Raw genomic sequence first — 23,392 nt, 5'->3', positions numbered from 1 at the left:
ATTGCTGAGCCAACCCTGCATTCGTTGCCAGCCTCGCAACAGTGAGGCTCTCAACCCGACGCTGCCTGTGCGTTCCAGCAATTGTTTGACAACCGTAAAAAGAAACGATTGGGGTAGAAGTATCACCAAACCCGAGCAAACACCATGCGAATCATTCCCGCCAGCCTACTGGTATTCTGTTTCATTTCCGATGTGCAAGCCGCGTTTATTCTGGATGACTTTGACGATCCTGCGATGGTAATTCAGGAAGGTGAGCCGACGGTGACCGCGGGGGTAGGCGATTTGTCAGCAGAGCGTACCCTTTCATTTTTCGATGTGTTCACAACACCCGTTGCTAGGATTGATTCGAACCTAACACGTGAATCACGTTTCACAGCGATTAGATCGAGTGCGGATCCATCGGAGGGATTGGGGTTAGCACGGCTGAGTACGATCTATCGGTTTGGTCAAGAGCCCCAGGATTTTACCCAAGGCGGCCAAAATGATGCGTTCCTCATTGATGTTACGCAAGTCTTTGGACCAACACTCCCGCCAATTCTCTACGGATTCGCGGAGGACGAAGGCGACTTCTACGAGATATTCTTCTCGCTAAGCAATATCCAAACACCCAGCACTGTGGTTCTCCCGTTCGACCAATTTCGTACTCGAGCCGGTGGTTCAGGCACAACAAGTTTTGAGAATGTGGCACGCATTTCCTTTTCTGTAACAGGCAACGGCACGATCAACGGCATCCTCGAACAAGGTTGGACCGTCGAGATCGACCGTATTCGCGTCGGTCGGATTCCCGAGCCCAGCACGTTCCTGCTTGCCAGCCTCGCGACAGCAAGGCTCTCAACCCGACGCTGCCTGTGCGTTCCAGCAATTGTTTGACAAACGCAAAAAAAAAACGATTAGGGTAGAAGTAACACCAAACCCGAGTAAACACCATGCGAATCATTCCCGCCAGCCTACTGGTCTTCTGTTTCATTTCCGATGCGCAAGGGGCGTTTATTCTGGATGACTTTGATGATCCGGCGGAAGTGGTTAGTCCAGAGATGGAAGGCGATTTGATTGAAACATTGAATGTTGGGGACCAGAACGCGGCGAGGACTCTAGCCATATTCGATGTATTCACTAATCCTTTTGCCAAGCTTGATAGTAGTACAACACGCCCTTCGCACTTGACTGCTGAGAGAAGCGAGTCCTCAAGCTCTGACGGGTTGGGATTGGCCAGATTGAGTGCCACTTACAGATTCAACGAAAGTCCAGTCGATTTCACGGAGCACGGAGAGAACAAGGCAGTAATTATTGATGTTGCCTCAGTCACAGGACCAACTCCGCCACCATTTATCTATCTGCTCGTGGAAGATCGCGGTCTTTTTTTCGAAGCCTTGATCAATGTGGATGTGCGAGTTTCCCGATCGCTATCCATTCCCTTTGATTCATTTCGACCGCGGGGTGGCGGTCTCGGAACCACCGAATTCAACGCTGTAGAATTCTTATTCGTTGGCATTAATGGCAACGGCACGGTCAACGGCATACTCGAACAAGGTTGGACCGTCGAGATCGACCGTATTCGCGTCGGGCGGATCCCCGAGCCGTCAAGCCTTGTCCTGTGGAGCATTGCAAGCAGTGTGTTTTTTGGCTTACAAGCATCCATACTACGAAGGAGGGATCGCATTGATGATCACCAAAACTAATTGCCTATTTGCGGCAACAACCTTTGTTTTGTTCGCATCTGCCTTGAAGGCTAACGCGATCGATATCACACCAAGCTCTGGAGTTGGTCCGACGCCACAGCAATTAGCTGAGAATATTGCCGATACTTCCGGTGGAGTCTTAGTCGTCGCCAGTTCTGCCGTCACGACGATCAATAACCCCGCTCAAGGGAATCCCAATAACCCCGGTCAAGGGAATCCGAGCAGCGATGATCGAGCGATGGGAACCTTCGTCAATGGTATTACTGCTGCCGGTACTCCTTTGCCAAATACCAATGGGGGCCCAAGTGAAACTTATGCGGGAGGGATTGACATTGATACCGGAGTTTGTCTCTGCACGGGCTTGGTCAGCGACTCTTTAGCAACTGCTGGCCCTAATCTCGGATTCGGAATGGAAGGACCCAATAATGGCGACGGTGAAGGAGTGATCGGAAATCAACCCAATTTGGAAAACCATACAGGCGAGGTGTCAACGTCACTGTTTGCTTCTGCTTTTGTTGACCAGGACTTTGAAGACTTGGCCTTCCCATTGGCCAATCCAGGCGGCGGCGACCCCACCGTACTGCAGTTCGACGTGGAGATTGTCCAACCTGGATTCTTGCGGATTAGTTTTGTGTTCGGTTCGGATGAATATCCATATTATGTGAACCCCGAATTCGCGTTTAACGATTCAGTCGCAATCATCGTCGACGGTGTAAACATTGCTACGACAATCGTCAATGGTGTGGATTCTCCTTTCGACCTGTTCGAAATAAGTGCCTGCCCGGAACTTTTCGTGAACAACGACACAGCGCCGAGTCCAGCGATCCTCACTCAAGCCTATGTTGATCCAGTGGAAGGACCGCTTCCTAATTTGCATGCGATTCCTTCGGCCGATAACTACAATATCGAGCTAGGGGGCTTTACTCGGAAGCTAACACGCGAGACTTGCCACGTGCTTCCTCCCGGCACTTATACCGTCAAGATTGTGGTTCAAGATGTTGTCGACCAGCGAGTCGACGCAGCCGTCTTCCTTGAAGAAAACAGCCTCAAACTCTACGACTTCCTAGCCGCCGACTTCGACCTCGATGGCGATGTCGACGGTGATGATCTTTCGATTCTGCTCTTTAATTTCAACAATTCCCCACCAAATCCAAAGTTCACCGATGGCGACGCCAATGGGGACGGGGCAATCGACGGCGACGATCTGGATATTGTGCTGGCCAATTTCAATCAGACCGGTGGCAACAAGCTATTCTGTGCCGATTTCAATCGCGATGGCACGGTCGATGGCGACGACTTCCTGATCTGGCAAGACAATAATGGCCTTGCACAGTGTGCTTCGCGCGCCGAGGGAGACGCCGACGACGATGGCGATGTCGATGCGAACGATCTCGCGATTTACAATCAGGAGTTCGGCGGAACCCCTTCAGGGTTGTGTGGTTGCAACGGCACACAGCAAGCGGTCAGCGGGGGCGGGGGAAGCGGGTCATCCCAAGCGGCTCCGTCATCGGGCAGCCCAACTGCCGCGGCAACACCCAGCTCGCAGCTTCCTTCAGCCGACAAAGATGGCGACGGGGATGTCGATCGCGACGATGTGATCCTCTGGCGCGATTACTTCAAATCGTTAGAGTAGTCACCCACTTCGAATCGCCGGGTGCGAATTCATCGTCGTTGTTTCACGACACTCCCGTTCATAGGATTGCACGTGTGCCATCCGCTGCTCTAGGGTCGTCGCACCTCTATATCATATGCCCTTAAGACAGGCGGTTGAGGCCTGGATCAGACGTATTCGGTGCGAGGCGATACACGACAGCACCCTCATCAAAAAGAAGGACTGGTCGAATTTTGACCAGCCGTCGTGGCAGAAGTGAGGTCCCTTGACAACAGCTCCCGCCAGATTGTGGCCTTAATGATACCAGCTTGTGAACTTTACGAATCAACGAATCGCTAGCACCAGTTTGATTGACCACAAATTACTGTAACGACCTGACACACTGCGCTGCTCTGCAAAATGTTCTATACTGAAATTCAGCGTTACTAGGGAGTATTCTCGGTTCAAGAGAGTGGCTGCTCGGCAGGCCACCCTCTACCTAAGGCGAGCAGCGGCGTTACCACTTCCAGCTTAGGAAGGGCGACGTTGCGAAAGTGACGCGTACTCGATTGATCGAGAAGGAGAGATGTGATGAGAATAGTTTTGTCGAGAGTGGGCTTTGCGATGGGCTCGCTAGCTGTCGTGCTTTTTGCGGGTGCTGCTGTTCAAGCTCAAGTTGATATTGGCGTGGGTGGAAATGCGAATGCCGGCGTCGGTGGACGAGTGGGCCAAGGAGTCCAACGTGCCACGCAAGGAGTCGGCAACGCCGTTAACCGTGCACAGCAAGGCGCACGAAATCTCCAGAGAGGAGTCCAAGGGGCAACTCAAGGGGCTGTACGACGCACGCAGCAAGGCGTTCAAAACTTGCGCAACGATTTGAATCAGCAGGGCCGTAATCTTGGTCGCATCGACGCCAACGGCAACCTGCAGGGCAACGCCCGTCTGCAAGGTGGCAATCAGCAGAACTTTCAAGGCCGATCAGGAATAAGCGTTAACAGCTCTGTCCGGTCAAACACGCCGCAAGTGCCAGCTCGTGCACAAGCTGATGCGAACTTCAATGCACAAGCAGATCGTAATGCAGACTGGCGGAAGACGCGTCACAATGGCGAGTGGTGGTATTACTCACCAAACGGAAACTGGATGTACCATCGCGATGGCCAATGGAACAAGTACAGCGAGCAAGACTTCCGCCGCCCCGACGGTCGCGGAGGTTACACAGCGGCTTTCCGCGGTCAGCAGGGTGACAATAACGACCGCTGGATGCGCGACGGCCAGCCCGTTTACCGTATCCAAGCCGACGGCCAAGGCCGTCAGTTTATTCGCTATAACGGCCAGCAGATCTGGATCGGCAACAACACCGGCGCTTCGGCGAATGCCGGGCAAGGGAACGATTCCGGCAATGCGAACATCGATGCAGGCTTAGATGCTGCCAGCGATGTCGGCACCGGGAACTCCGCGGCTAACGCCGAAGTTGGTGCTGACGCCGCTGTCGATATCAATAACTAGCAGGAGCGATTCGAGAGCACCTGCCAATTAGTAAAGAACGGCCTGGCTCGTCATTTGATGAGTCAGGCTTTTCGTTTGCGCTGTTGGCGTTTTGACGAGCGAGGCGATCTAGCGCAACCTAACTGTTCCAATGCTGTGCAACATGGTCAAGCTGAACACCATGAAAGACGCTCCCGGCTCGGGGACGGCGCTTGTTGTGTTGGCTTGCTCAGTGCGGCTTTGTTGCCAGAGGAGCAGGTCGGCTCCATTAACGACGCCGTCAAGATTTCCGTCGGCGTCGAGACTTGTAGTTGAACCAAAACTGTTGGTCCAGACGGCACGATCGGCCAGATCGACCTTGCCATCGTAGTTGTAGTCAGCCGATTGAAACTCTTGAATCGCGAGCACCATTTGATCAAGCACTACGCGTGCGTTACGAGCATCGGTGCCGCCGTCTGCTAGGTTGGCCAGCGCTAGGTACAGCGTTTCGTCACGGTAGGTGACCGCCGTGCCACGATCGATGAGCAACTGGAAAACTTCCTGCTGAAATGTGCCTTGATTGATTCCTTGGAGATCGAATTCCTCTTCGACAAGAATTTCTCCGGCAGCCGTTTGCAAACTTACCCGTAGTTGACCAGGTTGGTTCCCCTGGAAATCACTTCGCCGCCCGACCCACGCAGCCAAATTGATTTGCCAACCGGCGGCTTCACCCGCTTCCAAGAGATTGCCCCAGTTGTCGTCGATCGCCCAGCGCACTTCAGCCCCGCCTGAGTTGAGCTGCAACGTATTCCCCCCTTCGACAGCCTCAGCGGTGAGTTGGTTGGAGCGGAGGTTCTGCACCCAGACGCCACCAGGCGTCGCGTCGGTCCACCCTTGGGGGGTGCCGCCCGAGTAACCGCCATCAGCTAGCGAAGTATTCTCCAGCGAACGATTGGGCAACCAAAAACTGTTGCGGTCAAATTCGCCTTCTTCTAAATCGAGCGGCACATTGAATTGATCGGCCCACCACTGGAGGTATTCGTAGTCGGTCGTATCACGGGGCAGGTTCTTGTCATCCAAATGGCGAAAGCGGCCCGTGTTTCGATACCAATTCTGTCCGGGCAGGAGATCGGGATCGAATTCTCCTCCCCGGTCGCCTGTTGCGCTGGTCCACTGATCCAACTCGCCCCGTAATTGCGTTAATTGAGTCGCATAGGTCGGATCGTCAATCAGATTGTTCAACTGATGTGGGTCGGCAGCCAGATCGTAAAGTTCTTCTTCGGGATGCGAGTCTCCGTAAAGCAAATTGTCCTCAGCCGTCACCAATCCACGACCTTTCAGCACTTCGTGCAGCGTGTGGACCGGCCGTTCTTGTTTGCTATACCAACTCGCGTCTACGCCAAAGTAGCCAAGATCGTGATGAATGTTCTTGATGTACGCGAGATTACCAGAACGCACCACACGCGAGCGATGGGCAGCGTTACTCGAACGATCATTCGCCATCACCAGCGAATCGTTCCCGGTGTAGCTGGCCGAAAGCAGATCGTTCCCTGCCAAATGATCGAGTTCGTTTGCAGATAAGTCGATCCCTGCTGCCGCCAACGTCGCCGCGGTCACATCCAACATACTGACAAGTTGATGATTCTGCGTGCCTGGGGCCAGATCGGGCCGTTGTTGTCGCAAAGCCTCAGGGACGCGAGCCACCAGTGGGACATGAAACCCCGGATCGTAAGCGGAACCTTTAGCGCGGGTAAACTCGCGACCGTTATCGGAAAAGAAAAACACGATCGTGTTGTCAGCCAATCCGTCTGCTGCAAGCCGATCGAGCACGGCCCCCACTTTGGCGTCGGCTGATTCGATCGAGGCCAAGTAGTCCGCGTAATCGGCCCGGGCGAGTGGGTGATCAGGCATATCCGCGGGCAACGCAAGCTGGTTGCGCCGATTCAGATCTTGATTGGCCAGTCGAAAAGGTCGGTGCGGTTCGAAAATGTTGACTTGCATAAACCAGGGCTGGCTCCCAGCCTGCCGCCAATCGTTGCCATCGAACAGATCGCTGAAGGCGAGCGTGGTACCATCCTTGTCGGCAAAGTTCATATCCAACTTGCCGTTGCCGCTGAAATCAGGTTTCGCGTTGCCAACGAAGTAGCCTTGGTCGCGAAAGTACTTGCTGATCGGTTCGACACCCGAGGGCAACGGCAGCTTCGAGGCGTTCGCCGGTCGATGATGCATCGCTCGGGACAGCGAGGTCTGATACATGCCGGTCATCATCGCGGTACGACTAGCACTACAAACCGGGGCGGTCGTATAAGCATTGTGATACAGCACCCCCTCAGCAGCGAGCTGATCCAACCGCGGCGTACTCACGGCAGGCGTGCCGTAAGCGCCCATGTCATTGCTTTGGTCATCCGAGATGATCCAAAGAATGTTCGGAGTCTCCGCAAACAGAGGAGAAGCGGTCGCCAAGAAAACAAAAAAAGCGAACCCGTTTTGAAGCCTTCTCACGACTCACCTCAAGCTCGTTCTGTACTACTTAAGAGAAGCCTCCAGCATAAATCGTCTACGGGCCATTGGCTAGAGAATTGCCAATGAACGCGAGCGCCGTCTTGCTGCAGCGGCACCCGACACGAGTGCCACTGGCTCTGCCAGTGCCGAACTTCTGGCGTGGGTAACAAGTTCGAGGAGCTATGTGTTGCGACCACAAGCTGATCGATTCCCTTCTACTTGCTTGCAGTTTGCAGCTGGGTAGGGCACTTAAGTCCAAACTTTCTCAAGTGTAGAGCTGCATAAAAAAGTCAAACACTGGCAGAGCCAGTGCCACCCGCCGCTAGCATTTTTGCACTCGGCGATTACCAGTGATAAGATGGAACTAGACCAGTGTCCGATCCCGTCTAACTAATATCGACTAGAACTAACGAACAGACCTCAATTGATTGCTTCCTGCTAAGCCGTTTGGCTTCCGGGCAGTAGTCAATTGAGGTCTGTTCTTGATTAGCCAAAAGTCCTGAGCCAAACTCGGTTCTGCTTGCCAGCCTGGCAACAGTGAGGCTTTCAACCCGATGCTGCCAGTGCTTTCCGGCAACTGTTTGACAAACGAAAAAAAAAAAGGATTAGGATAGAAATAACACCCATATCGAGCAAACACCATGAGAATCATCCCCGTCAGCCTGCTGGTTTTCTGTTTCCTTTCCGACGTGCAAGCCGCGTTTATTCTTGATGACTTTGATGATCCTGCGGAGGTGGTTAGTCCCGAAATGGAAAACGAACCAGTCGTAACAAATCTCACAGGCCCAATCCCAACGACAAGAACGATCGAGATAGCGGGTGGGGGCGTCAATCCAGTTGCTTCGTTCGATGTCGGCGTTACGCAATCATCTGTGATGTCAGCAAGTCTCACCGAACTGAACCGAACTGACATGCTGACTCCACTTGTTGCTTTTCAGTTTAACTACGACCTTCCTCCGGCAGATATTAGCGAGCAAGGAGTCAATAATGCAATTCTCTTCGACTTCCTTTCCATTGATGCGACAGAGTCGCCCAGCTATCTACGAGTCATTCTGCGCGAAGATACCCACCAGTCGTTTTCGTACGAGCAACGAATTCTAGACATACCGCTCAATAGTGGGGAATTCACAGCTGTAATGCCATTCGAGAACTTTACTTTTCGAGGTGGTTCACCCGGGACTCCTGACTTAATGACTGTTACTAGACTGGAATTTGATTTCTTTTTCCTGGGCCCAAGTGAGAATGTAGCTTGGTCAGCTCAGATCGATCGGATTCGCTTTGGGAGAATACCCGAACCAAGATCAGTCGTCATACTCTTTCTATGCTTCTGCGGCATGGCTTCTGCTAGGAGAACGAACATTTTTAAGTCAATTAATGGAGGACATTCCATGTGTAAGCGAACATTCAGTGCATTGCTTGTATTGTTTTGTTGTTTTTTTCTATCTCTGCCTAGCTTAGCCGTGGACGTACAAAGCAGCGGAGAGGTTGGCGGACCTACTCCTGCTCAATTGGCAAACAACCTCGCTGATTCAGCGAGCAACTACATCGTTGTTGCAGGCTCTGCCACTACTCAGATAAATGCTACTGGCAATCCCGATAGTAACCCTCGCGGTATGGGAACTTTCACCAATGGCGTCACTGCACAGGGTACACTGCTTCCTGCAGCTAACCAAAATGCTAACGGTGACGCTGAGTACGAAGGGGGCCTCGGAGTAGACTCAGGAGTATGTCTTTGCACGGGGCTGATTACTGATGCAGATTCTCAGATCTCAGGTATACCGAATGATCGCGGCGTAGGTGTCGAGGGTCCAAATAATGGCTTTGCACTAGCTTCAGCTGCGGCGCCAGGTGAAGCTGATTTTGTTCTGCAACTTCCTAGGGACGAGGACTTCTTCAACGAAGTTGTCTTGCCGCCAGGAGTTCCACCAGGCTCCGATGCAACGGTTCTAGAATTCAAAGTCACACTCAGTTCACCCGGCATTCTCAGCATCAGCTTTGTACATGCGTCAGACGAACACCCTCATTATAGTCTGAGTACGTATAATGACACACCGCTCGTATTCATCGGCGACGAGAACGGCCAAAATCTTGAAAACATCATTCTGTTTCGAGATGGAAGCGGAAACGAATCCACTCTTACACTGTTTGATCTTCGTCAATGTGGTCTTCTGCTTGAAAACAAGGTAGCACCATCACCTGCCATCTTACAAACATCACTTCATGCAAACGTCGCTACCAACCTGCACTTCGATCACGAGTACGGAGGGTTTACCAAGTTGCTCACCCGTGAAAGTGCTTGCGTGCTGGCACCTAGCACTTATACGATCAAGATAGTTGTGCAAGATGTTGGCGATGCCTTCATTGATTCAGCCACCTTCTTTCAAGAAAATAGCCTCAGGCTCTACGACTTCATGGCCGCTGACTTCGACCTAGATGGCGATGTTGACGGTGATGACCTTTCGATTCTGCTCAGTAATTTCGGAGAGAATGCACCACCGAATCCAAAATTCACCGATGGCGATGCCAATGGTGATGGCTCAATCGATACGGATGACTTAGATATCGTGCTAGCCAATTTCAACCAGACCGGAGGCAACAAGCTACTCTGTGCGGACTTCAATCGCGATGGCACGGTCGACGGGACCGACTTTACTATTTGGCAGCAGAATAATGGTCTTGCGGAGTGCGCTTCGCGATCTGAGGGAGACGCCGACGGCGATGGGGACGTTGATCTAGCTGACCGCGCGATTTACGATCAGGAGTTTGGCGGAATCCCTTCGGGGTTGTGTGGTTGCGGCAGTACACAGCAAGCGGCCAGCGGGGGTGGAGGTAGCGGGTCAGCCCAGTCGGCTCCTTCATCGGGCGGTCCAACTGCCGCGGCAACACCCAACTCGCAGTTTCATTCAGCCGACAAAGATGAAGATGGGGATGTCGACCGCGACGATGTGCTACTCTGGCGAGATTACTTCAAGTCTTTGGAGTAGATATACACTTCGAATCGTAGGGTGCCACTGCTGGTTTAGTGAGCTAGGCCCTGCACGCCGTGTCATGTATCGACTGTTCTTTGCCGCTCTTTGAAGCGTTACTGGGAGCCAGCAGTGTAATCGCTGGGAAAAGGTCGAAGTCGCTCTTGCCGCAACGAATAGGCACTGCTGGACTGCTACAAACGCCCGATGGAACGTGATGACGGCCGAAGTTCAAGCTCGTTACGTGAGCAACACCCGACAAGCCAGCAGTGGCACACAGGAGGCAACGTGAGAGGCGAATAGCCCAACTACTTCCCAGCCGTCTCTTCCTTAGCCGCCCCCACCAATTCCATCGAATCCACAATCAGCCGATCCGCGTCGGCGAACTTGTCGAGCTTCGCTTGCTCGACCGTGGCGGCTACCGAGACGCGTTTCACGTCGGGGGCGGAGACCAGATAGTAGCGCCACTGCACGGCAATGTCTTTCACTTTGCCGTTGGCGAAGACGGCCATGCACTTGTGGCCGTTGGGGCTGGTCCACTCGTTGGCGGCGGCGATTTCTTGGACGTTTTCGCCGAGCGACTGTTGCACCTCGCGCTGGAACTGTTCGAGCGACGTTTCACGCTCGGCGGAGCGAGGGGGCAGGGTGGTGACGTTGCAACTGGCGATCGAGGTGTTGTCGTCCAGCAAGCGTAACGTCACGAGATTGCGGCTCTCTTTGGTGACATACCAATTCCCCGCATGAGCAAAACGAAAGCCGCGGATCGGCGAGTTGAAGAACAAACGACTTCGCGGCTCGACCTGGAGCTTCTCAGCGGCAGCAATCATCTCTTCGCTGATCAAGGACGACGTCGCGGGGCCGACAACGATGTTCAGCTTCGCGGTGATGTCCAAACCTGGGGTGACGACACTCGCCTTGCGCTTCTCTTTGACCACGAGGTTCATTTTCGTGATGCGGCCTTGCTTGAGGTGAAACAGGTAGGCGCCCTTGATTTCCATTTCCAAAGAAGCGCCATCAACGCCGCCATGCACGGTGCCCGACATGCGGATTTGAACTTGGTTATTCTCTTCACCGACCACCATGCTGTTCACTTCGCAAACGCCGGCATTGTCGAGTCCGAAAATGGCGGTAATCGCTTGCGGGTCGTGCTCCCAGGATTCTCCTTCCGCCACTTCTCGATTTGGCAGGAGACGATCGAGGACCAGGGTGTTCCCAAGCACGTCGAGCAGATCAACTTGCGAGCGCGTGAGCGAACCGTCGGGGCAGAGGAATCGCCCACGTCCTTCATGCAAGTCACACACGACCTCGCACATGTCTTCTGGTAAGACGCGCTCGAACCCTTGCTCAGAACTCTTCTCTTCGATTTTCAAAATTGCGTCGGCGCGTTGATAGACGCGCACAGACCGTGCCTGTTCACCTCGCCCCAAGACCTGCTCTTGGTACTCGAAATTCCCCTGCACACTCATGGGGGTGACCTTCTCAGTACCCGTCGGGCCATCCGCGTCCATCGCGGGAACGATCGAATCGCCCCCGACTTGGAGCTTGACCGTGACTTGGGTCGGTTCCTGTCCTTCGGCTGCTTCCAAAAGGTAGCCCTCAGCCACCGCCGCAGGAGCGAGTGACAGCAGGAACAGCGTGAACATCAAGGCACGAGATACGGTCATAACTAACACAGGTGAGCAAAGTGAGAAGGACAGGCCGACATCGCACGATGCCGCTAGAAAAGCAAAGCCGCTTGAAAAGCAGACCTCACCCCTTAAATCGACCCAACTCCCTTGGACAGTCCAGCGGAATTAGCACCTGACGTGATTTCAAGAAGTAGCCGACGTCTGCTCATCGCTCTCCCCGCAGATTGCCCAAAATGAAGGACACTTAGTCCCGGGAAAGACCCAGATTCGGAATTCAAAAGATTTTACAAGTCGTTGATATGAAAGAGTTTGCAGCCGTAGATCAGCTCTTGCAAGCATTCTCAGAGCCATCAGCTAGCAAACTTCTCTCGACCCAATTCGCTGAATATGCGTACAACGAGTAGGCCGTAACTTGGCACTAAGCACCAACTTGTGTCAGGTCAAGCTAGAGCAGTGTTTGCTCAAACCTTGAGTTACTGAACCTAAGACAGCTTCAGACCCCGGAGACTACTTATTACCGCCGCGTCCTGACTAGCGACCGACAAACGCTTACCAAGACGGTGAGACTTGTCGCCTTGCAAGCAGAAACCCACGCGGCACCGCCCTTTCGAGTGACAGAGACTCGGAACAGAAGAGAAGAAGCGAGGCACTCCCCATGCACAACGAATACAAAATCCCCGTGATCGAAGACCTGCGTGACAACGACGCCAGCGCTCCGCTACGCGAACGTCTGCTGTCGCGAATTGACGCTGCCGAGCGGCTCATTGCCGGTATCGATCCTGAAAAGACTTACAAGAGCACGGACATCCTGACCGCGCTTGCTGGGGACGATATGCCAATCGTCCGGCCTCGCAAGTTTGATGGCGAGGACCTACTCCACGATTTGCGGCTCTACGTTGAAGATATGTCCGACGTGGCAGACCTCGAAGCGGATGCCATGGGCGAGCAAGTCTTTACTGTCGAAGAGCTTGCCAAGCAGTTTAATGTCTCGACCAAAACGATTTCGCGTTGGCGAGCTTTAGGGCTCGTGAGCCGTCGCCTTGTATTCGATGGCCGCAAACGTGTCGGTTTCCTTCGCAGCAGCGTCGATCGCTTCGTGAAGAACAATTCGGAACGCGTCGAACGCGGCTCGAAGTTCAGTCAACTGACTGATAGCCAGCGTCAGGAATTTGTCGCCCGCGCGAAAGAGCTAGCCAACGGTGGCAGCGGTCAATCCGAGATTGCACGTCTGCTCGCCGAGCGTTCGGGACGCAGCGTGGAAACGATTCGTACCGCCTTGCGTCAGCACGATGCGGATCATCCTGAAGATGCGATCTTCCCCGCCGGTGCCGGTCCGCTGACCGAGAGCCAGCGTCAGAATATCTACGAAGCGTACCGTCGTGGAGCGACCGTCGAGCGGCTCTGCTCTGACTACGATCGCACGAAGACCACCGTCTATCGGGTGATCAACGAAATCCGCGCCGAACGCATCATGGAGTTGCCGCTCGATTACATGGACAACCCGCGCTTCAAGCGAAAAGGTGCCGACAAAGCCTGCCTGGGTGAGATGCCTGAGCCGGAAACCGTCACCCGCCGCCCGAAGCGACCCAACGGCTTGCCTCCTTACTTGGCCGCACTGTACGAGATGACGTTGCTCACTCGCGAGCAGGAACAACACCTGTTCCGCAAATACAACTACCTCAAGTACAAGGCGTCGAAGGCTCGCAATCAACTTGATCCAGAGAACCCCAAAACAGCGTTAATGGATGAGATCGAGCAGCTTTACGACGAAGTCGTGAAGGTGAAAAACCAGATCATTAAGGCGAACCTGCGATTGGTGGTTTCCATCGCCAAGCGTCATGTGAAGCCCGATCAGGATTTCTTCGTCCTCGTGTCCGATGGCAACGTCTCGCTGTTGCGAGCGATCGAGAAGTTCGACTTCGCCCGTGGCAACAAATTCAGCACGTACGCCAGTTGGGCCATCATGAAGAACTTCGCCCGCACGATTCCTGGTGAGTACAAACAGCGTGATCGCTTCCGCACGAGCCACGACGAACTGTTCGCGGCCACTGAGGAAGAGCGGGGCAACCCGACCTTGGAGCTGAGCGCTCAAGAAGACCGCGTCGCAAAGATCAACCGCATCCTGTCGAAACTCGACGAGCGCGAACAAGCGATCATCGTCGGCCGCTTCGGCCTCGACCACAGCCGCGAGCCACAAACGCTCAAGGAAGTGGGCGCCGACTTGGGTGTCACCAAGGAACGCATCCGCCAGATCGAAGCGCGAGCTTTGAACAAGCTGCGAATCGCGGCCCAAGAAGAGAAGATTGTTTTAGACATCTAACCCCCCTGTTTTTTGATAGTCCGATTCCCCCTCCCTAGCCGCCGTGGTCGAACAAGTCTTAGGACAACATTCGATCGCGGCGGCTTTTTTGTTCGTAGTTCTGCATTTATGTGGCTTTCGCAGAAGTTTATCATCATGTCATTCCGACCGAGCTTCCAGCGACCGAGGAATCTAGTCGAAACTCTCGTTGAGTTCAGCAAGAGTTTGTAGCAGCGAATGCAAAATAGGCGGATTTGTCACGCATGCGTAACGTTCTTAGAAATCGTTGGCTTATTGCACTCTACTTGACACCTGTTGTTCTTCTGTTAATCGCCAGTGCTTTTGGTCTAGTCGCTTGGGAAGCTAGTTTTATTCTGATCACATTGATCATTGGCATCGCTTCGTATCGGTTACTTCCAGACATCTTGTAGGGCGTGCGACTGTGCTACATTGCGTTAGTTCAGCGAGCCGCATGCATGATGATTCTGGAAATGGCTTCTTGATTCATCTTCTGTGCAGATATAATTTAACTTCGTGGGGGGCGTCCCTCTGAGAGCAACGCCCCGATATGAGTTCTTCATGTCGCTACGTCGCCTTTCATCCTGGCAAGTAGCCGCCCGGTAAACAGCCAATCAGCGACAAAGTCGCTCGCCTTGCAAGTTAGCCAACGACGTGCGTAGACTCCTTAGACTCGACGATTGCACTCCAAAGGATTCTGAGGTACTCAATGGCCCGTCCGCTGCCCGAGTGTTTCCGAACGCCGCCAGCTCTCGACCCGAATTTCGTTCCAGCAAAGATCGAACCTCGCACGGCGTTGCTTATCAACCCTTTCTACGCCAAAGATCCTTACGCAAGTTTTGGCAAGCACGTTCTTACGCCGACACTCGCGCTGACATCCATCGCGGCAGCGACGCCTGCGAATTGGGAGGTTTCCTATTGGGACGAAAACCTTCTGCAAGGGCCGCCGCCTACTGAGCCGTTTCCTGCTGTGGTGGGAATCACCGTTCATCTCACCTTCGCGAAACGGGCGTATGAACTTGCGCGTTGGTTTCGCGAGCGCGGTTCGCTGGTCGTGTTTGGCGGACTCCACGTGCTCTCTTGTCCTGAGGAAGTACAACCTCACTGCGATGTAATGGTTCTCGGCGAAGGAGTTTCTGCATGGGGGCAGGTATTGGCTGACTTTGAGCAAGGGACGCTCAAAACCAAGTATCACGGTTCGTTCCGTGCGCCTTATCATGAGGATCCTCCGCCGCGCCGCGATTTGCTTCCTAAGGAGTCGTTCCTGACAACAGCCAGCTTGAATGCGACACGCGGATGCCATAGCCGTTGTGGGTTCTGCTATCTGGCAACCGACGGGCTGCATATGCCCTATCAGATGCGCACGCCTGAGCAAATCGTCGCTGAATGGCAGAGGGACGATCAACCCTACGCTGTCTTTACGGATAACAATCTCGGTTCCAAGCCAGACTATTTGCGAGCCTTGTGTCGCGCACTCAAGCCACTGCAGAAGATCTGGAGCGCTGCTGTCTCGATCGACGTTGCTGACGATCCCGTAACCGTGCGAGAAATGGCGCTGGCGGGGTGCACGGGTGTGTTTGTGGGGTTTGAGTCGCTGAACGATGCGAACATTCAAGATCAGGGAAAACGTAGCCCGCAAACGAGCGACTATGCTCGCCGTGTCAGGTTGCTGCACGATCACGGAATCCAAGTGAACGGCAGCTTTGTTCTGGGCTTCGACCACGACGGTCCAGAGGTGTTTGACCGTACCATCGAGTGGGTCGAGGAGAACCGACTCGAATGTGCGACGTTTCATATTCTCACCCCCTATCCCAATACGCCACTCTTCCGACAACTTGGGTCCGAAGGGCGTCTGCTGCATAGGGATTGGGAGCTGTACGACACGGCTCATGTCGTGTTCAAGCCGAAGAATATGAGTGAAACGCAACTTATCGAGGGATACCAGAGGTGCTACGACCGGCTCTTCTCGCACGCTTCCATCTGGCGTCGCCGCCCGAGGACTGGCGAGCCGTGGCTTCTTACCTGGCGATGGCCTATCTGTACAAGCGAAGCAATTACCTGTGGCACTTTCTTATTCAGCATCGGCTGACCGCACTGGCATGGAAACCCATGATCGAAAGCACACGCCGTCGCCATGTGAGATATCGTAAGAGGCTCCAGCGACGAGGCACATCGTTTCGAGCCAGCTCGGTGGTTCCCGCTAGCGTTTAGCTTCCTTCTCAACTTGATCGACGTATCAAGAGCGTCCATACTGCTCTTTCAGATTCTGGTGAGAACCAAATAGTTTCGAATAGAGGGGTTGGGAAATGTTCCGTTCTTTCGTGGGCTTGGCGATGGCCATGCTCTGTGTTCTGTTCGTCAGCAATACCTCCCACGCCGTCCCCCGCACGTTCCAATCGGCTGGCGTGGACGACGAGTGGTTCAACGCCTTCAATTGGGATCCCGTCGGCGTGCCTTTTCCTGAGGACGATCTGACCGTCAGCTCGGGCAGTCCCTCGACGACGACAACCGTGGAAGTTAATGAGGGCGGCTCGCTCTTGGTGACTGGCAGCAGTACGACGGCCACCTTCGATCGCTTGAACATTGGCACCACGGCACCGGGAATGCTGAGTATTGAAGATGGGGCGGTCGTCAACGGTTTCATTTCGATCGTCGGAGAAGAAGGGGCGGCTGCGTTTGGGGATGCTACGGTTACGGGGACGGGAAGTCATTGGAATCTTTCCGGCGGCTTGAGCGTCGGGCGAAACAGTGGATCGATTGGTAGCTTGGCTGTGCTGGATGACGGGCTGCTTACCAGTACGCAGTTTCTCAGCGTGGGGGTGTTTGGTAACTCCTCAGGAAGTCTCTACATCGAGGACGCTACCGCTACTTCATCGGGTTTTGTCGACGCGGGATCGCGTGGCGTGGGATTGATCGAACTTGCCGCCGGTGCTTCGTTGACTTCCACCAACACGCTGCGTGCCGGCAACTTCGCCTCGGGGGAAGGGACGGTGCTCGTCGATGCTTCGACGCTGAGCATGAAATCCTTCACCATCGGCGGCAGTGGCGATGGTAGCCTTGATGCAACGGGCGGAGCTGTCGTCACGGGAACGGGAACCGCCAGCGGTGACATCCTTCGTGTTGGCGATACGGCGGGCGGCGTAGGCGACGTTTTCCTGAGTGGCGTTGGGACGCAGCTCGATTTATCGAACCAAGGTGCGCAGATTGGTAATCGTGGCGAGGGAACCGTTGAGGTGCTCGACGGGGCGGAGTTTCTTTCCCGCTCGGGAACCTTGGGCGCTTTTACGACTACCTCCGACGGAGCCGTGCTTGTGTCGGGTAGCGGTTCGCAATGGAACATGACGAGCACGCTCCAGGTGGGTAACGAAGGGAAGGGCTTGCTGGAGATTCTCGACGGGGGTGTGGTGACCTTCGACAGCGGTACGGTTGCACCGACGGCTGGCAGTGAGGGAATCGTGGCGATCAGTGGTCCCGGCTCGCTGCTTTCGCAAACGAATCCGGCAGGCGTGTTTGTTGTTGGCAATGGCGGCACGGGGCGGGTTGAACTTTCCAATGGCGGTGAACTAAGCACGACGACGACCTTTATCGAAGCAGGTGGTACGCTTGCCGGGTCGGGAACTCACAGTGGAAATCTTCAAGTGCGCGGTCGCGTCGAGCCGGGTCTTTCACCGGGGACGCTTGCTGTTGACGGTAACTACGTTCAATTTGATGGAGCAACGCTTGAGATCGAACTCGCCGGCACGATGCCGGGCACCGAGTACGATGTGCTCAGCGTCACGGGCAGCTCGAGCTTCAAAGGGGAGATCGCCATCTCGCTGCTCGATGGTTTTCTCCCCGACGCCAGCGACACCTTCACGATTGTCACGGCATCGACCGTTGCCGGCTTACCAAATGGTGTCCCCACGGGAGGAACCATCGCGACCGCCGACGGCTTGGGCACGTTTACGATTCACTATGGGATCAACAGTCTGTTCGATCCCACGCAAATCATCCTCACTGACTTCGAGTCCTTAATCGCTGACGGCGTCGATACCGAACCCGACGGCGATGTCGACGGAGCGGACTTTTTAACGCTGCAGCTCAACAACCCGCCGCTCATTCCGGACTGGCAGACGGCCTACGGCAGCATGACTTCTGTTGCTTCTTCGCAAAGTGTGCCAGAGCCCACGAGTTTGCTGCTACTGGTTGCAATGTTCTTATCCATAGGGTTCTTTGGCTCAGGGCGACGAGTCGCGCGACTCGGCAAACGCAACTGACTCGCACTCGACCTTTCTCACTGGTTCGACTTGAGAGCCAGCACTTGACGGCCAAAGCAACTTACGACAACGGCTCCCTTTTGCACTTTTGCACGGAAACACGGTTTCACTGTGCAAAAGTGCGACGTGCAGGCTTTCTCTAAGGAGCGCAAACCCAACCCGTCATGAGGTTTGTGCTTCGTTAGTAGTAAGCGTGTTGATGACTTTTGCTCTCAAAACCCCTTTTTGCTCAGGGGAGCGAATTGACGTAAGTCGATCCGCTAAGGCTGTTAATTATCGGGTTGAGAGTGAACGGTCGCGGACTTTGTATTTTAGCGGAGTGGGTGGCCAAAAGCTGGTGGGGAATCAGAAGTACATCTAGAGCAAGGTTTCGCTTGGGAAAGCCAGTAGAATCAGGATAAATCAGAGTAGAATTCACTCCAGGCTTGCTCAATGAGAGCATCATTCGTCATTGAAGTGTGCTCCGTCAATTCTCGCCCATTCGCGTGAGCCTTTGACTCGATTGTCGTATCATCATTGGTGGTAACATGCGGTAATTGCCCCACTCTTGCTTTTGGGTATCGCATTGCCATAGGCCCTTTGTACTCATCGAACAATAATTCGGATTCTTGCCTTCGCAAGCCGTGCAACAAAGGTGAGCTTAACCAAGTTCCTCGATTCAAGATCGCAGACTTGGCTGGCGTCAGATGATCGGTCGCTGCAAATGTCTCATCATGTGATGTAGCTTTGGTTAGAGGGGAATGCGCTGCTTGAACTGCTGGAGTGGCCGGGGACGTCGATGCACGTTGCCAGAGTAAAAAGTCGCCGCCATCGATATGCTCATTCTGATCGCCGTCAGCGGCGAGCAGAGTCGTTGAACCGTAAGTACTTTGCCAAACACCTAAGTCGTTGGCATTAATCTCGCCGTTATTGTCGTAATCGCCAGGCAGCGCACTTGCCGATAGACGCACTTCGTTCGCTTCGTAGAGAAGTTCCCATTGCAAACCAGCAGGTGTTATCGCCGTATCAAAGGTGCCGAGAACGCTGCCGGCTGCCGTGAGAATCGTGAAAGAATCACCTGGTGACGCTTGGAAGCCAGGTAAGAACTCAACGACGAGCCCTCCCTCTAGTTGCAGAGTTGCATCGCTATTTAATTGATCGTAGCCGCTACCGGGCGACAGTCCGCCAAGTTCAATTTCCAGTTTGCTCGAGTTGCTAAGCTCCACGGTTCCGACATCGAGCGCTGCGGGGCTGAGGCCAGGTGCAAAAGTGCCGTTGAATAGTACGAAATCGAAGGTGCCGACGCCTTTGACATAGCCGGTGGTCGTGATTTGCTCGCTAGCGTCGTTGCCGGTGATTGTGCCGTTGTTGATCACCGCTTGAGCGGTTGTATTTTGAGAACTCAAGGTGCCAAAGCCGGAAACGTTATTTCCGAAGTCCACAATGAGCCCGTTGTCGGAAACTAAGGTGCCCGCCGCGGAAGATTCTCCGAGTTGGGTTTCTGTCCCCAAAACTGCTTGGTCGGTGTCGAGAAGTGTGACGGTGTGCGGGCCGACATCAAGGTCGCCTCGGGTATAGAAGCCCGAGGTTGAGTTTACCGTGCCGATGGTGAGATCTCCGGTAGCTCGGACAAGGGAACCCGCCTCGCCACTGAATCTTGCATTGATAGTGCCAGAACCGACAATCGACTCACCCGCTCCTAAGGCTGCTACGCTATTAGCAGTGAGCGTGCCGCCATCGAGAAGCGTGAGATTACCGAGGTTTAATGGTGTGGCGGATTCGACGGTCAATGAATTGCTGCCTAAATCCAGAGTGCCTTCAACGGTAAACGAAAAGAGGGAATCAAGCTGGATTTCCTCAATGCCTGCATAGCGAATGCTCGTGGTATTTGCACCCTGCGTCGCAGTTATTTGCTGTTCGCCAGTGACCGTCAGGTTATGGACAACGTGAGCGGAGTCATCCGAAGTGAGCGTGAAAGCGTCCGTTGTTCCTGCTCCTCCGACAATATTAATTCCGGCAGGGAGCTCAAACGACGAACCCGTTAGAAAGTCGAGTTCGAGAGAATCGCCCATCAGTGTCAAGGAGTTGGTTCTGTCCAGTGGATGAGAAAATAGGACGGTCTGCGTAATGGGATCGACCGCTTCAAGGGTTTCGCCATTCAAACGCACTAAGCCGTCGCCAGCATTTGCCGAAAAATCCCATGTCAGATCGTCTAAGAACTCCTCGCGGCTCCCAAAAGCAATGTAATGAAGCAATTCCGACTGAGAAAAGTTAAACTCGGGGGCAAAGCCAGTAGGAGCAAGCTCCGCGAGCCTGACGAGAAAAGGACCACTGTTGTTTATGTCATGAATCGTCGCAACGACCCCAGGCAATTGCTCGAAAGGCTCAGGGAAGGTGATCGTTGTGTTGTTGATAGGACTGGCGAAAGTTTCTGCCTGCCAAGCGAAATCCTCCGTGAGATAGAGACCCGGCTCCATGGCAATCCACATCACGGCGTCGGCTGTGTTGTCTGTCCAAATGGTAAACCCGGTCGCCTCGTGATTGCCAACAACCCGAGCCGCTGTGGCACCACTGTCGTCGACAGACTCATCGACCATAGCGAGAATAACGGGTGGCGTGCTGAAGCTTGTCGAGAAAGTTACCGAGTCACCGTTACTGGCGTTTTCGATCCTTCCGACTTCGATCACTTTACCATCAACTGAATAGCTGCCTGACTCGGCAGAAAGCCAGTGCATGCCGTCCATGACTTGGTTGGTACGCACGCTAAATTGATTGACGTTGCGTTGTTGGAGACGTATCCACGTGGCACCGTTGCCGTCCACGGTTTCGTCAATTGTCCCGATGATGACATCGCCGAGTGTTTCGTCCGTTTGAACGGTTTGATAGTAATTACTTCCCGTGGCGATTGAATCGCCGAAATTGGAGCCAAACACCAGGGGTGAATCTCCCGCGAGCATCAAACGGGGCTCAAAAGATTCGAAGGAAAGGCGTCTCTCGTAGCTAACTCGTGTTGGGTCTCGAAACCGAAGTTGTCGAAGGGTGCTCATTGTTGTTTCTCACAGATGCTAAATTGAAGAGCCTGCTAGCAAGTAATATGTGCTTGAACCTGCCGTAGCACTTATTGGAATCCCCATAAACTAGCGAGCTTGGCAGTGATAATCAAACAATTCGCTCGGAAATGATGGGACAGCACTCGACGCGATACTGAACGGAGCAAACAACCGTTAAACGAGACAACGAGAAGCAGTTAGACTAGAGGCGGTTTCATTCATCGTAACACGAAGCGGACGCGAGGCGATAAACCTCTCAGGCGTGGTCTCTCGCTTACGCTTCGAGTTACGAAACCTGATTTCTGAAGCCGCTCCTAAAAAGCTCTCGGAGACGGCTGTTGATGGGCATCTATGTTGAAACGCGCGTTCGTGGAGAGATGGCCGAGCTTTGGGAGCGGACGCAAAACCCGCAGCAGCACGTTCAGTGGGACTTGCGATTTACTGACATTGAGTATCTTCCCCACTCTGATGAGAGTCAGCCGCAGAGATTCTTGTACGGCACCCGTCTTGGGTTCGGTCTTTCGATTCGGGGCGAGGGCGAAACGGTTGGGCAAAGGGACGCACCCAGCGGGGAGCGGACTTCTTCTTTGAAGTTTTGGTCGAATGATCCTAAGTCGCTGATTCGTGAAGGCGCAGGCTACTGGCAGTACGTCCCGGACGGCGAGGCGATCCGCTTTTTGACGGCTTATGATTATCAAGTTCGCTTTGGGATTGTGGGACGCGTTTTTGATAAGGTGTTGTTTCGTCCCCTCATGGGGTGGGCGACCGCGTGGAGCTTTGATTGTTTGCGGCTTTGGATAGAAAGGGGGATTCAGCCGGTCTCTTCGATTCAGCGTAGCCTCGTTCATTTGGTTGCTCGCTGGGCGTTGGCTTTTGTTTGGGTTTACCAGGGTCTTGTTCCGAAAATTCTCAGTCACCACGCGGATGAGTTGGAAATGGTACGGCAGGGAGGATTCTCTGATTCGGCAGCGCTCGCCGTTGCTCAAACGGTCGGCTGGTTGGAGGTGGGGTTTGGCGCCGTATTGCTGCTTGCGTTCCATCGTGCTTGGCCGTTGATAAGCACGATCGTGTTGATGGTCGTCGCCACGGTCGGCGTCGCCTTGAATTCGCCGCACTTTTTGCACGCCGCCTTTAATCCGGTGAGCCTCAACGTGCTGATGGTTGCCTTGGCGGTGATCGGCTTACTCTCGATGAAAGATTTGCCCCGGGCGAACCGGTGCCTGCGGAAAAAACAGGAGGAAGCGCAGTGACGTCCATTTACCAAGAAGTGCTTGGGTCTGACTTCGAGCGGCTCCATCCGCAGATTCAAAAACGTTTCGGCTTCTCAAGTGCTGACGGCATCGCCTCGATCGGCACCGGCATCATGGACGAAGTGTGGCACGGCCGCTTCTATACACTGCCGTTTCTTTACGTTGGAACTTGGCGGCGCATTATGTTCCCTGAGCGAGGAAAAAACATTCCGTTTACGATCAGGAACTATGCGTATCGTGACTCATTTGGCCGAGAGACTGTCACCTGGGTTCGTGATTTCGAGACAAAAAAGCCGAGACGGTTCGATGCGACGATGATTTACAGTCAGCAGAGAGGAAAGGTTGTTGATTACTTGGGAACGCATCAACACTTGGCCGTCGACATTGACCTGTCCGTTGACGAGCGTGGCGGCCTGCGATTGCGTTCAGGTGAGCAGCGCTTTTATGAGGGCCCGATCGCCTTTCGATTTCCCATGTTGTTCTCAGGCATAGCCAACGTTTGCGAATGGTACGACGACGAACTCGGAAAGTTCTGCATCGACGTCCATGTCTCGAACAAAACATGGGGGCCGCTTTTCGGATATCGAGGAACCTTCGATGTGGAATGGCTCTCGGTAGAACCGGACGACGTGCCGGAAGCGGTGAAGCCGGTCAGGGAAGAGCAACGCGAGTGAGGGGTCTTGATGCCGGATTGTGCGGCTAGTCGTTCC

Annotated in this window: 13 protein-coding genes; 10 read left to right on the top strand and 3 right to left on the bottom strand. The window is 54.0% G+C overall.

The features are described from left to right. The first annotated feature begins 144 nt into the window (after window positions 1-144). The 4 genes from RIB44_17030 to RIB44_17015 all read left to right on the top strand — a co-directional run bounded on the left by RIB44_17030 (window position 145) and on the right by RIB44_17015 (window position 4,776). On the top strand, window positions 145-870 hold the full coding sequence (locus RIB44_17030; protein ID MEQ8618277.1) for a hypothetical protein: 726 nt from the start codon (window positions 145-147) through the stop codon (window positions 868-870). Between the two features lie 56 nt (window positions 871-926). After that, window positions 927-1,679 (top strand): hypothetical protein, encoded by a 753-nt coding sequence (locus RIB44_17025; GenBank protein ID MEQ8618276.1) that lies wholly within the window; start codon window positions 927-929, stop codon window positions 1,677-1,679. Further along, on the top strand, window positions 1,663-3,312 hold the full coding sequence (locus tag RIB44_17020) for a choice-of-anchor L domain-containing protein (GenBank protein ID MEQ8618275.1): 1,650 nt from the start codon (window positions 1,663-1,665) through the stop codon (window positions 3,310-3,312). Before RIB44_17025 ends, RIB44_17020 begins: the two co-directional genes overlap by 17 nt. Before the next feature lie 549 nt (window positions 3,313-3,861). Further along, window positions 3,862-4,776 (top strand): hypothetical protein, encoded by a 915-nt coding sequence (locus RIB44_17015; GenBank protein ID MEQ8618274.1) that lies wholly within the window; start codon window positions 3,862-3,864, stop codon window positions 4,774-4,776. A gap of 108 nt (window positions 4,777-4,884) precedes the next feature. On the opposite strand, the gene RIB44_17010 is transcribed toward RIB44_17015, so the two are convergent. Then, window positions 4,885-7,236, bottom strand: coding sequence for a sulfatase-like hydrolase/transferase (locus tag RIB44_17010; protein ID MEQ8618273.1), 2,352 nt, complete (start codon window positions 7,234-7,236; stop codon window positions 4,885-4,887). A 641-nt stretch (window positions 7,237-7,877) separates the two neighbouring features. Between RIB44_17010 and RIB44_17005 the strand changes: the two genes are divergently transcribed. Beyond that, window positions 7,878-10,220, top strand: a complete 2,343-nt coding sequence (locus RIB44_17005; protein ID MEQ8618272.1) for a choice-of-anchor L domain-containing protein — start codon at window positions 7,878-7,880, stop codon at window positions 10,218-10,220. 290 nt (window positions 10,221-10,510) lie between these two features. On the opposite strand, the gene RIB44_17000 is transcribed toward RIB44_17005, so the two are convergent. Continuing rightward, window positions 10,511-11,866 (bottom strand): hypothetical protein, encoded by a 1,356-nt coding sequence (locus RIB44_17000; protein MEQ8618271.1) that lies wholly within the window; start codon window positions 11,864-11,866, stop codon window positions 10,511-10,513. Window positions 11,867-12,485: 619 nt separating this feature from the next. Between RIB44_17000 and RIB44_16995 the strand changes: the two genes are divergently transcribed. The 3 genes from RIB44_16995 (at window position 12,486) to RIB44_16985 (ending at window position 18,403) form a co-directional block, all read left to right on the top strand. Continuing rightward, entirely contained in the window at window positions 12,486-14,150 is a 1,665-nt protein-coding gene (locus RIB44_16995) for a sigma-70 family RNA polymerase sigma factor (GenBank protein MEQ8618270.1), read from the top strand. Window positions 14,151-14,856: 706 nt separating this feature from the next. Continuing rightward, on the top strand, window positions 14,857-16,236 hold the full coding sequence (locus RIB44_16990) for a radical SAM protein (protein MEQ8618269.1): 1,380 nt from the start codon (window positions 14,857-14,859) through the stop codon (window positions 16,234-16,236). Window positions 16,237-16,453: 217 nt separating this feature from the next. After that, on the top strand, window positions 16,454-18,403 hold the full coding sequence (locus RIB44_16985) for a hypothetical protein (protein ID MEQ8618268.1): 1,950 nt from the start codon (window positions 16,454-16,456) through the stop codon (window positions 18,401-18,403). A 392-nt stretch (window positions 18,404-18,795) separates the two neighbouring features. Here the strand turns inward: RIB44_16985 and RIB44_16980 are convergent, their stop codons facing one another. Then, window positions 18,796-21,429, bottom strand: coding sequence for a hypothetical protein (locus RIB44_16980; GenBank protein ID MEQ8618267.1), 2,634 nt, complete (start codon window positions 21,427-21,429; stop codon window positions 18,796-18,798). Between the two features lie 344 nt (window positions 21,430-21,773). Here RIB44_16980 and RIB44_16975 point away from each other — a divergent pair, with 344 nt between their 5' ends. Together RIB44_16975 and RIB44_16970 are read left to right on the top strand one after the other, a co-directional pair. After that, window positions 21,774-22,682: a DoxX-like family protein gene (locus RIB44_16975; GenBank protein MEQ8618266.1), complete on the top strand. Its 909-nt coding sequence runs from the start codon at window positions 21,774-21,776 to the stop codon at window positions 22,680-22,682. Beyond that, on the top strand, window positions 22,679-23,356 hold the full coding sequence (locus tag RIB44_16970; GenBank protein MEQ8618265.1) for a DUF4166 domain-containing protein: 678 nt from the start codon (window positions 22,679-22,681) through the stop codon (window positions 23,354-23,356). Before RIB44_16975 ends, RIB44_16970 begins: the two co-directional genes overlap by 4 nt. Window positions 23,357-23,392 lie beyond the last annotated feature (36 nt).

The sequence above is a fragment of the Lacipirellulaceae bacterium genome (assembly GCA_040218535.1).
In the GTDB taxonomy this organism is placed as follows: domain Bacteria; phylum Planctomycetota; class Planctomycetia; order Pirellulales; family Lacipirellulaceae; genus Adhaeretor.
The sequence above is the reverse complement of the archived record's forward strand: the minus strand, read 5'-3'. Positions and strand labels throughout refer to the sequence as shown.